This is a genomic window from Xenorhabdus sp. PB61.4, assembly GCF_963894935.1.
Classification (GTDB): Bacteria; Pseudomonadota; Gammaproteobacteria; order Enterobacterales; family Enterobacteriaceae; genus Xenorhabdus; species Xenorhabdus stockiae.
The window spans coordinates 120,807-136,362 of the sequence record NZ_CAWQJR010000001.1; the positions used below are offsets into that span (position 1 = coordinate 120,807).

8 protein-coding genes are annotated in these 15,556 nt (G+C 45.7%); 1 reads left to right on the top strand and 7 read right to left on the bottom strand.

Features of this window, described 5'->3' with window-relative positions; all coding sequences use genetic code 11:
- Positions 1-29 precede the first annotated feature (29 nt).
- Positions 30-380, bottom strand: a complete 351-nt coding sequence (locus AACX68_RS00585) for a DUF2834 domain-containing protein (protein WP_228857761.1) — start codon at positions 378-380, stop codon at positions 30-32.
- 110 nt (positions 381-490) lie between these two features.
- Entirely contained in the window at positions 491-1,735 is a 1,245-nt protein-coding gene (amiC, locus tag AACX68_RS00590) for an N-acetylmuramoyl-L-alanine amidase AmiC (RefSeq protein ID WP_228857762.1), read from the bottom strand.
- A 241-nt stretch (positions 1,736-1,976) separates the two neighbouring features.
- Here amiC and argA point away from each other — a divergent pair, with 241 nt between their 5' ends.
- Positions 1,977-3,311, top strand: a complete 1,335-nt coding sequence (gene argA, locus AACX68_RS00595; protein ID WP_228857763.1) for an amino-acid N-acetyltransferase — start codon at positions 1,977-1,979, stop codon at positions 3,309-3,311.
- A gap of 8 nt (positions 3,312-3,319) precedes the next feature.
- Here argA and recD read toward each other — a convergent pair whose 3' ends face one another.
- Genes recD through AACX68_RS00620 form a run of 5 tightly spaced genes read right to left on the bottom strand, consistent with a single transcriptional unit; the run spans position 3,320 to position 15,546 of the window.
- Positions 3,320-5,251, bottom strand: a complete 1,932-nt coding sequence (recD, locus tag AACX68_RS00600; protein ID WP_228857787.1) for an exodeoxyribonuclease V subunit alpha — start codon at positions 5,249-5,251, stop codon at positions 3,320-3,322.
- Positions 5,252-5,270: 19 nt separating this feature from the next.
- Positions 5,271-8,885, bottom strand: coding sequence for an exodeoxyribonuclease V subunit beta (gene recB / locus AACX68_RS00605; protein WP_228857764.1), 3,615 nt, complete (start codon positions 8,883-8,885; stop codon positions 5,271-5,273).
- The gene (gene ptrA / locus AACX68_RS00610; RefSeq protein WP_228857765.1) at positions 8,882-11,767 is read right to left on the bottom strand and encodes a pitrilysin; all 2,886 of its coding nucleotides are present in this window, start codon (positions 11,765-11,767) and stop codon (positions 8,882-8,884) included. The genes recB and ptrA overlap by 4 nt, the downstream gene beginning before the upstream one ends.
- Before the next feature lie 25 nt (positions 11,768-11,792).
- Positions 11,793-15,173: an exodeoxyribonuclease V subunit gamma gene (gene recC / locus AACX68_RS00615; RefSeq protein ID WP_228857766.1), complete on the bottom strand. Its 3,381-nt coding sequence runs from the start codon at positions 15,171-15,173 to the stop codon at positions 11,793-11,795.
- Positions 15,142-15,546, bottom strand: coding sequence for a prepilin-type N-terminal cleavage/methylation domain-containing protein (locus AACX68_RS00620; protein WP_228857767.1), 405 nt, complete (start codon positions 15,544-15,546; stop codon positions 15,142-15,144). Before AACX68_RS00620 ends, recC begins: the two co-directional genes overlap by 32 nt.
- Positions 15,547-15,556: the final 10 nt, after the last annotated feature.

Genomic DNA, 15,556 nt, shown 5'->3' on the forward strand with positions numbered 1-15,556 from the left:
ATTTCTTCCTTTTCAGATTTCCAACTATCTTACTCATTCCTGTAATTTTCCTCTTTTTCAGCAAAATTTACCGCTTTTTCCATATGCCTTGCTCTCATATAGAGAAATAATGGTAATGCGAATGATACACCAATACACAAACCTAACAGGGAATAAATGCCATTTGGCATTTTCAGGCGCCTGCTTTCATAAACAACAAAGAAAATTAAAACAATAGCTGAAATAACAACATCAGCCACAAAGAAACGAGTGGCATCATTTCCCAATAAAAGCTGTATAAACAAAGACACGTTTAAACCATTTTCGGCTAAAAACAGGAAAACAAAATACCACGGGATTACTGCACCTAATATAGTCAAAACTAAGTAAAATCGCGTCATGATTTAAACCTTAATTGCTTTATTTCAGTTAAATAGCTCCATGAATATACTGAGATTAACCGGCATCTAATATGCCAGATAAAACACTCTGATTTTTTTGGGAAAATATTTCACCTTCGTGCTAATTCTGCCCCATTTTTAAAGTAGGCTTTAATACCCGAAAAAATAGACTCCGCTATTTGCTGCTGAAATTTTGCAGTACGTAGCTTTTTTTCTTCTTCCGGATTACTGATAAAGGCTGTTTCAACCAGAATGGAAGGTATTTCCGGTGCTTTTAATACGGCAAACCCGGCCTGATCGACACTGTTTTTATGCAGCTTATTCACTTTCCCCATTCGTGTCAGGACCTCATCCCCGAATTTCAAGCTGTCATTGATCGTCGCGGTCTGAACCAGATCCAGCATGGTATGATCCAGATACTTGTCACCACTTTTACTGACCCCACCAATCAGGTCAGCCTCATTCTGAGTCTGAGCCAGAAAACGGGCCATATTACTGGTTGCCCCTTTGGTCGACAGCGCAAATACAGAAGAGCCCCGAACTGTACGATTAGTAAAAGCATCCGCATGGATAGAGACAAACAGGTCTGCCTGCATCTTACGTGCTTTTGCAACCCTGACAGTCAATGGAATAAAAACGTCTTCATTGCGGGTCATATATACTTTCATCCCCGGCTGACGTTTAATGAGAGCCTGCAAGCGACGGGCAATTTGTAAAACAACATCTTTCTCACGGGTTTTATGCTTGCCGATAGCGCCCGGATCTTCACCGCCGTGCCCCGGATCAAGCATTATCACAACCGGCCTGTCTTTTCCTGCCTTGCCAGCTTTTTTCCTCTTTGCCGGCATATGCTTTTCCAGATTCCCGCTGTTGTACTCTTCCAACAGAGCCAGTAACGGATCATCATCAACTTTCGCTGCTTTTGGATAGAGATCCAGCACCAGACGATGTTTAAATTCCGCAACCGGTGGCAAAGTAAAAATATGCGGAGAAACAGGTTGTTTAATTTCAAATACCAGACGTACCGTTTTAGGATCAAATTGCCCGGCCCGTATTAGTTTCAGATAAGGATCATTTTTCTGAATCTTCGAGCCCATACTGCTAAGTACACTATTAAGCTGAACCCCTTGCAAATCAATAACAATGCGGTTTGGATTCACAAGTGAAAACTGACGGTATTTTAGTGGAATATTAGACTCCAGCGTCACGCGGGTATAACTTGATGCCGGCCAGATACGGACAGCAATCACTTTTGATGCAGCAGCGTGCCCTACGGGGCTGATACTTAATAGCCACAGAGCCGCTGCACCTTTCAGTAAACGACGACGCGAAGAATTATGGTCTGAATGACTCATTATTTATTCCATTTAAAACAATCAAACAGTAACTTTTGTTAAAAAGCAAAAGACAGTCAGGTGGGAAACTCTAATTAATTACAACCAAACTGTCATCAAAAAAAGCATTTCCTGTTCCTTCAATAGCTTAATACTCATATAAATAATAGTATTCTTTTAATCCGTACTCGCTCTTGCCATTTTTCTTTCGATGAATAAAAATATAAAAAACACGAATAAAAATTCAATAAAGGGGAGCTTCATGAAAGAAAGTAGTGCCGAATTGGTCGAAATCTTCCGGCATTCGGTTCCGTATATCAATGCACATCGCAACAAAACTTTTGTCGTTATGCTGGGTGGTGAAGCTATCGCCCATGAAAACTTCCCGAATATCGTCAATGACATCGGTTTGCTGCACAGTCTCGGCATTCGTCTGGTTGTCGTGTATGGTGCCCGCCCGCAAATCGATCAAAATCTCACAGAACATCGCTGCCAGCCGGTTTATCACAAGTACACCCGGGTAACCGATGCCCGAACACTGGATTTGGTTAAACAGGCCGCGGGCTTACTACAACTTGATATTACCGCCCGCCTTTCTATGAGCCTCAGTAATACACCATTACAAGGCGCTCATATTAATGTCGTGAGCGGCAATTTTATTATTGCTCAGCCTTTAGGCATTGATGACGGTATCGACTATTACCACAGCGGAAGAATTCGCCGAATTGATGATGAGGCCATAAATCAGCAGTTAGATAATAATTCCATTGTACTGATTGGGCCTGTTGCTGTTTCCGTTACCGGTGAAAGTTTTAATCTGACAACGGAAGAAATTGCTGCACAACTGGCAATTAAACTGAAAGCCGAAAAATTAATAGGGTTCTGTTCATCACAAGGGGTCACCGATGCTGAAGGACATACTTTATCAGAAATGTTCCCCAATGAAGGAGAAACACGGCTGAATAATCTGGAAAACGCCGGTGATTATTCCTCCGGAACAGTACGTTTTCTGCGTGGAGCTATTAAAGCCTGCCGCCGTGGGGTTCGGCGCAGTCATCTGCTCAGTTATCAGGAGAATGGCTCACTCATTCAGGAATTGTTCTCCCGCGAAGGCATCGGCACCCAGATTGTCATGGAGCGATCCGAACAGATCCGCCGGGCTAATATCAATGATATTGGTGGTATCCTTGAGTTGATCCGCCCACTGGAGCAAAAAGGAATTCTGGTTCGCCGTTCACGTGAACAGCTGGAAATGGAAATCGATAAATTCACCCTGATAGAACTCGATAATATCACTATCGCCTGTGCAGCACTCTATTCCTATCCTGAAGAGAAAATCGGCGAAATGGCCTGTGTTGCTGTACATCCGGATTATCAGAACTCTGCACGCGGTGAAGTTTTATTGGGTGCAATCATTAATCAGGCCCGGCTGAGCGGGCTGGAAAAATTATTTGTCCTGACCACGCAAAGTATTCACTGGTTTCAGGAAAAAGGCTTTGAACCCGCAGAAATCACGATGTTACCCGTGGAAAAACAGGCGCTGTACAATTACCAGCGCCGCTCCAAGATCCTGATGTTAGACCTGAAAACCCATTAAAGAAGAGGTTAGGCTTTAAACCATTCGGCCAGCCCACTCCGCCTTTGAGTGGGTGTCGCAACCGCTTTAACCAGAACTGCTTTATGCGCATAAATAGTCAGTTTTTCACGGGCGCGGGTCAACGCTGTATAGACCAGCTCCCGGCTGACAACAGGAGAAAACTGAGTCGGCAGCACTAATGCCGTGTGCTCAAACTCAGAGCCCTGTGATTTATGTACTGTCATTACATATGCCGTCTCATGCAAAGGCAAACGACTTGGCTGAAAAGGTTTTATCTGCCCGTCAGATAACTGAAAATAGGCTTTCAGCTCATCATTCTGATCCTTAAGCATAATGCCGATATCCCCGTTAAACAGCCCCAATGTGCTGTCATTACGCAGGATCATAATCGGCCGCCCGACATAGCCCCGGTTTTCTTTTTCTGCGTATTCTTTTTTGATGTGGCTGTGCCGATTACCTGAATATCTCGGTAAAACAACCATCCCTTTACTATGCAATAATTGCTCCACTCTCTGATTCAACCCACTGACACCAAATGGCCCGTCCCTTAATGCACTGAGTAATCTGAAACGGTTAAACTCGGCCAGAATCTCCTTTTCAGAGGCTCTTTCTTTCACCAGAGTCAAATAACGTTGATAACCTTCAGCAGTTTCAGTCAGTAATCGCTGATAATCTTCATCATCAGCCAGAGTGTTAAAGTACACATCAGACAAAGGTTGTTTCAGTACCGTGGAAACACGCCTGCTATTCCCCTGATTGACCGCTGAGGCCAGTTGCCCGATGCCGGATGCAGAATTAAAACGATAACTTTTACGCAGCAGGCATAAGCTATCACGTACTGCCAGCGTAGCATCTTCCGGTTCAGACTCTGAATATGACACTAACTGACAGCCGGTTAACCGGGCCAGCTGTGCTGCACGAGCCACACTGTAACCCTGTTCAGCAAAGCGACAGATATCTCCTAAGACCGCTCCCGCCTCCACAGAGGCCAACTGATCCTTATCGCCCAGAAAAATGACTTTCGCTTTTGCTGGCAAGGCTTCAATCAGGCGGGCCATCATCGGTAAATCCACCATAGAAGCTTCATCTATGATCAGAATATCCAGAGAAAGCGGATTACCCCGGTGGTAACGAAGTTTCTGGCTTTCCGGCTGTGCTCCCAATAGACGATGAATGGTTTGCGCCTGATCAGGAATACTCCGCCGCTGTTCATCCGTCAAAGCAAGCTTACTCACAGCTTCGCTGAGCGATTCTGTCAGTCTGGCCGCCGCTTTCCCCGTCGGAGCGGCTAGCTGAATGCTTAATTGCCGCCCCTCATTCAGCTTAATCAGCGCAGCCAGTAGTTTTGCTACCGTCGTTGTTTTTCCGGTTCCGGGGCCGCCAGAGATAACGGAGATACGGCTGGTCACAGCAACCGCAGCGGCCACTTTCTGCCAGTCAGTAGCCTCTTCACCAGCTAGATCTTTATCAATAACGCCAAATAACTCATCTAAGATGCTGCGTAACTGTGTTTCATCAATATCATCAGCCAATGCCACATCAGCAAAAAATGCCGCTACCTGACACTCACTCTGCCACATACGCTGTAGGTAAAGGCGATAATCAGAAAGTCCACGGCGGGAAAGTATGATCGGTGTAGGAGATTGCCCGTCGCCAATGGCGGGGCAGGCCTGCAATGCAGAAATAACCTGTTGCTGCGAAGGCTCTCCTGCCAAAGACCAGAGTGATTCCACCAGCTCAGGGTCGCGCCCTTCAAATAAATGTTCAGGAGTAACGCGTTCTAAAGGCAGACAAACATGACCGGCTCCCGCTTCCGCACTCAAATAGGCGGTAATTAATAACAGCAATGGGTTTTCATCTTCAACCATCGCATAGGCAAACTGCACATCCAATGGACGCAGTAGTTTCTGGGCCACTGCCTGCTGCAATAATGACTTCATTACATTCATAGAACCGCACTCATACCTTCTCTTCCTCACCAGCCGCACTGAAAAGCGCATCCAGTTCATCAACAAACTCAACCGGCGGCAGATAGCGATAAATACCATGCCCCGGATTATCATTATCGATGCCACGCAGAAAAAGGTATATCACTCCACCAAAATGGTGCCGATAATCATAGTTCACCAGCCGGTGACGCAGATAACGATGTAAGGCCAGTGTATAGAGCTGATACTGTAAATCATACCGATGCTCTATCATAGCGGTGGCCATCGCTTCCTGAGTATATGAACCGCTGCTTTCTCCCAGCCAGTTTGATTTATAATCCACCACGTAAAACTTACCCTGCCAGCAAAACACCAAATCAATAAACCCTTTCAACATGCCTTTCACCTGATGAAAAGATAATGGTGTGCACTGTGCTGACAATGGATCATAACGATGGGTCACCGCATCCAGCGCATTGGAATGCAGCAACTGATCAACAGGCAGATAAAACTGCATCTCGTTTTGTTGATGATGGCGCGGAATATCCGCAAGGCGCATACCCTGCTCATTCAATTCTGCCGTCTGAATATCCGTCATCCATTGTTGCAAAACCGGTGCCCAGCTTTCATCAAAACCTGCTGTTGTCAGTTTTTCTTCCAGCCAGAGCTGACCCGACTGGGAACTGAAATCCAGATCTTCCAGAATAGAATGCAGAAAAGTCCCCGCTGTTGCTCCACGGGGAAAAGTATGTGGTGTCATCAGCGATGATGGTTCAGCCTGCTTTTCACCGCTGACATCAATATCCAGTTTCGGTGCAATGGATTGCACAATCACTTCCACCGATTCACCGAATGCGCTGGTATGGAGCTGGGAAGATGAATGCGCAGAGGAGTTTTGTAAGCCGGAGTAACTGGTCACTCTCCAGTCATCCCGGATGAAACGCCGAAATTTTCTGGCAACCAGAGACAGTGTATTTTCCCGTTGTGGATCCCACTGTTCATCGCCGAAATTTTCTGGTTGTGTCACCTGAATATTGTCATCCCGGAGTTCATCTAGGCTACGTAGCAGTAATTCTGCATCACCTTTTTCCCCTTTCTGCACCAAATAACCAAGAGCAGAAAAGTGCAAATCCGTATCTCCGCTTTTTTTCCTATTGCCGACAATCAGCGGCGCAACACCGACACTACAGTGATATACAGAACGTGTCAGGGCCACATAAAGCAGACGTAAATCTTCAGCTAAACGCTCTTCATCAGCTAATTCCAGCTTCTCACTATCCTGAAACATACTGAAATGGGTATCAAAATTCTGACGGTCATGATAAATGGCCTGCTCCTGTTTCCTGAAACTGCAAATAAAAGGCAGCCAGACCAACGGGTATTCCAGCCCCTTTGATTTATGAATAGTGCAGATCTGTACCAGATGCTTATCACTTTCCAGCCGCATTTGCTGGCTTTCTGACTGTGGATCAGGGCGGGAAATCTGTTGTGCCAGCCAGCGAACTACTGCGTGTTCACTATCCAGTTGTAACGATTCTTCCTGCAACAATTCACCGATGTGCATGACATCAGTCAGACGACGCTCACCTTCGTAGCCTGCCAGCAGGTTTTCTGCAATCTGGTATTTCCCCATGACAGCCCGCAGCATCGGCAGGACACCACGTGAACGCCACAGCCGCGCGTAACCATCAAACTCATCCACCAGCTTATCCCATGTATTTTCATCATGGTTCAGCGCATCGATTTGGCGGGCACTCAGACCGAATAAACTACTGGCTAATGCACTTCTCAGTACACGTTCTTTTTCCGGTGCTAACACCGCCTGTAAAAGCCAGAGCAAATCTTTCGCTTCCGGCGTATCAAACACGCTTTCACGATTGGAAAGAAAGACCGACTGGATTTGCAATTCATTCAATTCATCACGGATCAGGGCTGCTTCACGGCGATTGCGCACCAGTACCGTAATATCCGCCGCAGTAACCGAGCGGCTGTTTTCATTTTGTTGCAAGCAGGCATCGCCGTTTTGCCCTGCCTGCAACCAGTCTCTGATCTGGGCGGCACACAGTTTTGCCATTCCCTTTTCATATTCACCCTTTGAAACGCCTTCTACAGACTGAAGCCAAAACTGTAAGGCCGTCTGTTCCTGACCATTAAGCAGGAATTTCAGGTTATGATTTTTTTCTGCGGAATTGACGTGAATAAACGGGATCTGGTCAAACAGAAACGGCTTCTCAGTATGAGAAAACAGTGTATTGACGGCCTGAACCATCGATGCGGAAGAACGCCAGTTAGTTTCCAGCGTGTAATGGGCACTGACCTGAGAACGCGCCCGGATATAAGTGAAAATATCCGCGCCACGAAACGCATAAATAGCTTGTTTAGGGTCACCAATGAACAGCAGGCCATTTTCCGGCTGATTACGATAAATAGCCTGAAAGATCCGGTATTGTTGCGGATCGGTATCCTGAAACTCATCAATCATGGCAACGGGATAGCGCTGTCTGATCGTCTCCGCCAGCTGCTCTCCTCCTTCCCGTTTCAGGGCAATATCTAATCGCGTCAGCAGGTCATCAAACCCCATATACCCACGCATCAGCTTTTCCTGATTAACAGACTGGCGTATTTCAACAATCGCTTTAGAGAGGATAATGTCGCGCAGAGTCAGCGGTTGCTGATATAAATCATCAATAGCAGCAAACACAGGATGATGGGGAATTTCGCCCTTTTTGGTCTTTTCTTCCAGCCTTGACTGGCAGAATTTATCCAGTTCCTTAGGAAGCTGATAATCTCTGGTTGGTGATTTAGCCCATTCAGAAACGCTATTTAGCCAGTTAGGCAAATGCTTCTTACTGTAACTGCGTTTATCCACTCCTGAATTATCAATCAGCGCCTGTAAATCCGGTATTGCTTCATTCCACTGTTGTTTTACTCCGTCGATCAGAGCAATTATCTTTTCATGTCGGCTGACTAAGGTTTCATTCTCATCCGGCGCATTAACGAGATAAGGCATATCCCCCTGTAAATGGGCTAAAACATCCATCAGCAGAGCCTCTGGCCCGCTCCATTCCTGACTAATCACCGTCGCCATTGAAAGTGATAAGGGGTAACAATGACGACGCCAGAAATCTGCACACCCCTGCTTACGCAGAGGATGTTCATCCTGAATCAGTGTCTGCTCGAACAATACACCGGATTCAAACGCATTATGCACCAACATTCGCTGGCAAAAACCGTGGATCGTGTAGATTGCCGCTTCGTCCATCTGACGTTCAGCAGCCAGTAACCAAGCGGCAGCACTTTGCCTGTCAGGGATCTCGGCCAGCAATTGCTGATAAACCGGATCACTCACGTCGTTATCCTGTCGAATACATGCCAGCCGTAGCTGGTGAATATTTTCACGGATACGACCACGTAGTTCATCTGTTGCAGCTTCGGTAAAGGTTACAACCAGGATCTCTTCAACATTAAGCGGGCGGGAAAAGGCGGTATCGCCGCCCAGTCCGAGTAACAGACGCAGATAGAGTAAACCTATCGTATAGGTTTTTCCTGTTCCCGCTGAAGCCTCAATTAGCCGCTGACCATGCAGCGGCAATGTTAATGGGTTAAGTTTATGAGACGTTATGTTACTGAGTATTTCTGTGCTCACTGAGCATTCACCTTAACCGATAGTTTTTTCTGGAAGGTGGATACATTCGGATAAGTTTTCCAACCTTTCAACTGCGCATATTGATGAAGCGAGCCTTTCTTCCCGGTAATCTGTGAAATAAGTGCCAGTCCCTGACGTTTCATGACTGCTTTATCGTAAAACTCCATCAATTGTGCTTTAGTCACTTTTTCAAGAGAAGTCAGTAATTTTTCTCTGGTATCAAAACTGAAGTTATTACGACCAAAGTCATGACTGTAACGGGATGCCTCTCCAGAAAACGTTTGTGGTGGCTGACGCATTTCCGTGAGTAATGACGTTTTATACTGCTCAAATTCAGCATCGGACATCGCCTGTAATTTCTTTTCAGCCTGCTGATAGAAGCTCAGGTATCGCTGGTGCAGATAATCCGGCTGTTTGCTGTTACTCTGCAACAGGAACCCCAGCCCCCATTGCTCTCCGACCCTTGAATTAAAAGCGAAAACAGCATAACCCAGCTGTTCTGTTGTTCTTAATTGATCATAGAACCAGGGAGATAAAATGCTACCCAGCAGATTGGAATAGACAGCCCCAGTATTGCGATCATATCCCGTTGGAATATAAATTTCAGCCAACGCATTATCGGTGCTGCTGGCAGTACCTTCGAAATTCACCGCATAATTGCGATCCAATTCGATATGCTCACCACTCCACCACTCTGTTCCCCGATTCCCGAGCTGTTTATGTGCAGAGTTAATAATATCAATGCATTGCTTTTCAGTTAAATTACCAAAGATCATCGCTTGTAAAGCAGCACTTTGGATCATCTTCTGACGGTATTTAATAACATCATCAATGCTGACGCCATCCAGTGATTTCAGGAGTTCAGCCTGTTCGATATAAGGCACACCGGATAAGCGGGAAACAGGCTGCATTGCCATTTCATAAGCTTTGCCTTCATTCGCGATTTCCAGTTGGTTACGATACCAGGACTTCGCTTGTTGCAATTCAGTCTGAGTTGGCGTAAATGCCATATACTGGCTAATGGTAGAAGTTAATAATTCAGGTAGATGCTGAGTGTAACCATATACTCCTATTTGCAGACCATCCGCATACCCGACTGATGCCCCCATACCGGCGACTGATGCCTGATAGCCAAGCTGATGCAGTGCAAGATCAGACAGGTAAGATAACAGTGAGTAAGTCACCTGTTCTTTAGCACTTTTCATACCATCAGCATTGCGTAGCTCCAGCACGATGTTTGCTTTCGGTTCATCAGCAAAATATTGGCTCGGCATATAAAGCAAACGCACATTAGGCTGTTCCAGAATCATTCGGGGATGTTTCTGGCTACCCGATGTTTTAATCAGAGTTAAGTTATCAGGAATATAAGGGTTCAGTTCCGGTAAGGAAAATGACATTCCTTTTTCAAGTTTTTGCCATTCCTCAAGCTGTTTTGGACTGATTTTATTAACCTGATACGGTGCCTGAACAAAATAAGCTTCTTTGTTGTGTGGCTCTTCCGGGCTGGTAAACCAGATGCGGGCATTTTCAGGTGTCAGTTGATCCAATCGTCTGAGAATGGCCTGAGGATTATATTTATCAGCAAGATAGGGTGCATCCAGCACATGGGAAACCGGCACTATCAGCATCGTATCGGCTAACGACTCAATATAGTTCATATCCCGTACGATTGATGCGTACTTGAATGACAAATTGAATACCTTAACCATTTCATCAAAATAACTCTGTTGAATGCCTTTCTGCTTCAACAGGTTAATGTAAGAAAAGATGGCCGCAATAACCTGATCACGCTGTTGAAGGCCTTTGTCAGTCAATTCGACATAAATACTGAATGAACCCGAATTACCATCAACATTTGGGTTAGCACTGGCGCTGATCCCTTCGGATAGTCCTTGTTTCAGTAACCAATCAGATAAAGTATTTTCACTGCGGTTTTCAATCAGATAGCTAATATAACCTTCTGTTTTACTGCGAAAATTAGCAATTTCATTAGGAATACTGAATTCCAGTTGCAACGATTTGTACGGTTTCGATGGCACATAATGGATAATGATGCCTTCTTCCTTCTCCGTTATCGCAGGGGCTGTAATAGCAGGCACTGAAGCATTCCGATTAGGAATACGACCAAAAGTCTCTGCGGCAATTTGAGCCAGTTTGTCTATAGGCTGTTTTCCATACAGCACCCCTTTCATTAGGTTGGCTGAATAGTAGCGCTGATAAAAATCCACAAGTGCCGTCTGTAACTTACTGTCTGGTTTATCTTTCAGTGTTTCCAGATTACCACCAGCAAAACGGGCGTTAGGGTGGGCCGGATTAAGCGTTTCTGAGCGGATCTGCCAGATTCGATGCCCTTCACCTGCACGGGCAATGGTCATCTCATTATCAACAGCATGACGCTCACGATCTGCATTAACCGGATCCAGCAAAGGCTCGGCAAGCGCATCGGCCATACGATCTGTCGCCTCTGCTAAAGCACTATTATCAACTTCCAGATAAAAAGCGGTTCTGTTAGATGAAGTACTGGCATTACGGCTTCCTCCGTTTTTCTGCAAAAACTCGGCAAAACCGCCCGGCTGAGGGTAGCGTTTAGACCCCATCAGCACCATATGTTCCAAATAATGGGCCAGCCCAAGCTGATTATCCGGGTTCTCCATATGGCCGACAGGAAGTGCTACAGCCGCCAGGGACTTAACCGCTTTTTCATCTGAAACCAGCAGGACTGTCATACCATTTTGCAGTTGGATAGCGCGATATTCACGTGAGTCACGTTCACTTTTATGAATCGTTTCCGGTAACGTCAGCCAAGACGGTTTGGCATATACGGTGACTTCCCAGAAAAATAAAAAAAGCATCGTCATGATGCGAATAACATGTTTAGGCATTACCTAATATTCTCCCTATTGCCTGTTATGTCTTTTTTAGATGGTGCGCCATAGGTAACAAATAATTCTGTACCTCGTGTTTCATGCGAACCCAAAATGATTGATCTACCTGCCTGAATGCCCTTTGAGTATATGCATCGTTAATTTCACCATTTTTTCCTTGTGCTCCCAGCCATTGCAGCATTAATTTACTTTCTGCTTTTTGCTGAGTTTCTTCACTAAAATCGATCTGCTGGTTTTCCCTGTCATAACAAGCCTCAAGCCATGCCCAACCACTCCGGCAAAATAGGGGAAGAGGCTCAGTCATTCCCTGAAAATAACCCGCAACCAGATGGTTCAGATAATTTCTGGCCTCGTTAACCGATAATGGCGAAAAACGCCATGCACTGTTTTCTCTTCCATATATGCGGCTTTCGCCGTCTCCTCCAGAAAGGCAATAGGCTAGGTGTTCAATCCATAGTTGGATACCATCATTGGCAGTTAAGTTCGCCGGGCGCCAACATAAAATTCCATCCGGTTGAACTTTATTCACTTTTCCGGTCAAAGTGACAGTATCCAACTCATAGCATAGCTCAATAACAGAACTCTCCACTCTCTCTTCACGGATCTTATCTGCCAGTAACTGCATCGCTTCCAACTGATTAAGCCAGTAAACTTCCCCAAATGCGCCATGTGGCAGCCCGCCAGATGCACGCAGGTGATAAAACAGCGATTCAGGCTGTTCCTGCTCAATCAGGATATTTAGCAATAGTTGGTTGAATTGATAACGTTGCAGGTGATCCAATACAAAGGGTTCTTCTTCAGGCAGTTCCGTTTCTTCAATAATAAAATGGACTTTCAGTGTTTGCTGGAAGAATGCCCTGACCGGATGGCGATAGAACCGCACCAGCTCATCCAGTGATACCTCTTTTATTTCGCTGGTGTCACAATCTAATGGCTGACCAAAATAAACCGGGGAAACGCCCTGCAAACTAGCCGCCGGCAGCCATTCCGCCGCATAACTTTGTTGTTCATGTTCAGGCTGAAAATTTTCTATCGCGAAAGGGACACGGGTATGCTGGAGCAATAAATGGTTTCTGACCCTTTTTGCGCTGTCATCAACATTCAGCATCTCATCTTCCGGCAAGCGGCAACTCTGGCAAATATAATCCAGCAGCTCATTCACCAGTACGGAGGGATTGCACTCTTTATCATCGCGGATTGATTTACCGATATAGCTGACATAAAGACATTCTTCTGCTGAGATCAAGGCTTCCAGAAACAGATAGCGGTCATCATCACGCCGTTTCCGATCACCTCTCTGGCTTTTTTCTGCCATGAGATCAAAACCCAGTGGCGGAATAGTTCGCGGATAAACCCCATCATTCATTCCCAGCAGGCAAACAACTTTAAAAGGAACAGAACGCATGGGCATCAGGGTACAGAAATTCAGTGACCCCGCCAGAAAACGCTGGCTTATTTTTTCATCATCAAAACGAAGTGCCAGTTCATCACGCAACAATACCAGCGGTATTTTCTGGTCATAATGCGCATACAGGCCATTTTCTACCACTTTCTGCCATTGCTGGGTAATCAATGCCAATACCAGTTCTGTTTCATTATCCGCAATAAAAAAGGTTTCCAGCAATTGTGGACAAATACCGAGCCAGTCCGCCAGAGGCTGTTCTTCACTCAGGATCTTGCGCCAGCGGTTTAGCTCCATCAGAAATTCAGCCAGTTGCCCAGCAAGTTCTGCTGCCAATCCGCTGGATTCATCATAAGGTAAAACATCATTCCACGGCCCCGCATGGCTATCCATTGCATAACCCAATAGCATACGTGTCAGGCCAAAATGCCAGGTATTCTGCCCTGTCGCAGGCAGGGACAACGCTTCAATATTGTCATCGTCCAGCCCCCAACAGATCCCCGATTCTTTTACCCAACGACGTAATAAACGCAGTCCTTCTTCCTGAATTGAAAATTTACCGGCCAGTGCCGGGACTTCCAGTAGTGCCAATACCTGCTCGGCGGTAAAACGGCTTTGAGGTAAATCCAGCAGAGTAATGAAAGCCTGTAATACCGGATGTGCCTGACGGGCTTTACGGTCAGAAATAGCAAAAGGAATATAACGTTCACTCGGGGCATTACCGAATACAGCCTGAATATAAGGCGTATAACTGTCGATATCCGCCATCATCACAATAATATCCCGTGGCGTCAGAGAAGGATTTTCATCTAACAGGCGCAGGACATAATCCTGCAAAACCTCGACTTCCCTTTGTGGGCTATGGCATGAGTGAAAAGACACAGAGCGATCTTTTCGATCAATCGGACGTTTTTTCAGGCTATTGTTGAATGTATTATCTGTTGAACCAATCTGGGCATGATCTTCAAGGTCCAGAATATCACGCTGAATCTGATGTAAAAGGCAGCCCGGTTCCTGTTCAACAAAACCATGAATATCAGCATCTGGCTCCAGCTGTGACAACAGATAAAGATTGTCTCGGCCCAGTTTTCCCCATGATGCCAGTAACGGGTTACTCAGTTCCTGTTCGCCTTCTTCGTTGAAAAGAGAAGGGGCATTATCTGGATCCCGGAACCGCTCCAGATATTGCTGAGTTCGATAATGTTTAGGTTTACGGCTGTTCAGTCTGGCGAGAAATGTATAACTCTGAATATCCCCCCAATAATATTGGCATGGATTGGTAAACATCAGGTGGATATCAATCTGTTGCCCCAGCGCCTTAATTACCTGCATATAAGTGGGTGGCAGGGAGGATATGCCACAGATAAAAACCCGTGAAGGCAGTTTTTCCCGTGGAAAATTGCCCTCTTCCAGCGTTGAAATAAACCGGCTATATAAGTTAGCACGATGCCACATAGGCTGCTGTAATTGAAGGGTATATTCGTTCAGTGCAACCCATAGCCGTTTTTGCCACTCCTGACTGGCGCTCAGCCCTTCAACAAGTTGCCCTTTTTCCCAGCTTTCCAGCCATTGCGGACGATAAACCAGATACTGGTCAAACAGGTCAGCTACCCTGCCAGCCAATTGGTGAATTTTGCGTTTATCGTTATCCTGATCAAGATAATGCCTAAGTGCTATAAATTCAGGTTCTGTTAACAGACCAGGTAAAAGTGTCATCAGTTTCCATTTCATAGCATCTTTGCTAAATGCACTTTCTTTCGGAACGTCCGGTAATACCACGGTGAACATTTGCCAGATAAACGTTGCCGGCAGTGGAAATTCGATATTTGCTGCAATCCCCAGTCTTTCAGCCAACTGAATTTGTAGCCACTGCGACATACCGGGGCTTTGAACCAGAATCACTTCTTTGTCAAATGGGTTGGCGAGAGGGTTTTCCCCAATAAATCTCGTCATCAACTCCTTCAGAAGATCAAGTTGATTTGAATGATAAACTGTAAACATCAATACTCCCACCTGCACAAAACCAGCGTTCTAATTTACCTGAAGGATTATAGCCTTTTGTCACCTTCACCGTTATCCGGTAGCACCCCGATAATTCAAATTCCTGCTGAAACTCAGTTTCCCACCCTTGTTGTGGCGCTGTTTCATCCCGTGGAGGTTTGCCTTCTGATAATTCATATCGTTCCAATTGTTCATGTGCCAGCTTTACTGCCTTGAGTTGCAGCCAGTACTGCTGAAAATTTGATGACAGCGCCTGATGGTAACGCATCAAACCTAACAGGGAGATAGCGAACACCACAGATGCCACCATAACCTCCGGTAAACTTATGCCACTCTGTCGGTTATTTTTCTGGTTTATCGGGGCTATTTTCATAAACGATTTT

Excerpts from the sequence above, each read along its gene's own strand:
- recC (WP_228857766.1), bottom strand. The coding sequence starts at position 15,173 with ATGTTTACAGTTTATCATTCAAATCAACTTGATCTTCTGAAGGAGTTG.
- ptrA (WP_228857765.1), bottom strand. The coding sequence starts at position 11,767 with ATGCCTAAACATGTTATTCGCATCATGACGATGCTTTTTTTATTTTTC.
- AACX68_RS00620 (WP_228857767.1), bottom strand. The coding sequence starts at position 15,546 with ATGAAAATAGCCCCGATAAACCAGAAAAATAACCGACAGAGTGGCATA.
- AACX68_RS00585 (WP_228857761.1), bottom strand. The coding sequence starts at position 380 with ATGACGCGATTTTACTTAGTTTTGACTATATTAGGTGCAGTAATCCCG.
- recD (WP_228857787.1), bottom strand. The coding sequence starts at position 5,251 with ATGAAGTCATTATTGCAGCAGGCAGTGGCCCAGAAACTACTGCGTCCA.
- amiC (WP_228857762.1), bottom strand. The coding sequence starts at position 1,735 with ATGAGTCATTCAGACCATAATTCTTCGCGTCGTCGTTTACTGAAAGGT.
- argA (WP_228857763.1), top strand. The coding sequence starts at position 1,977 with ATGAAAGAAAGTAGTGCCGAATTGGTCGAAATCTTCCGGCATTCGGTT.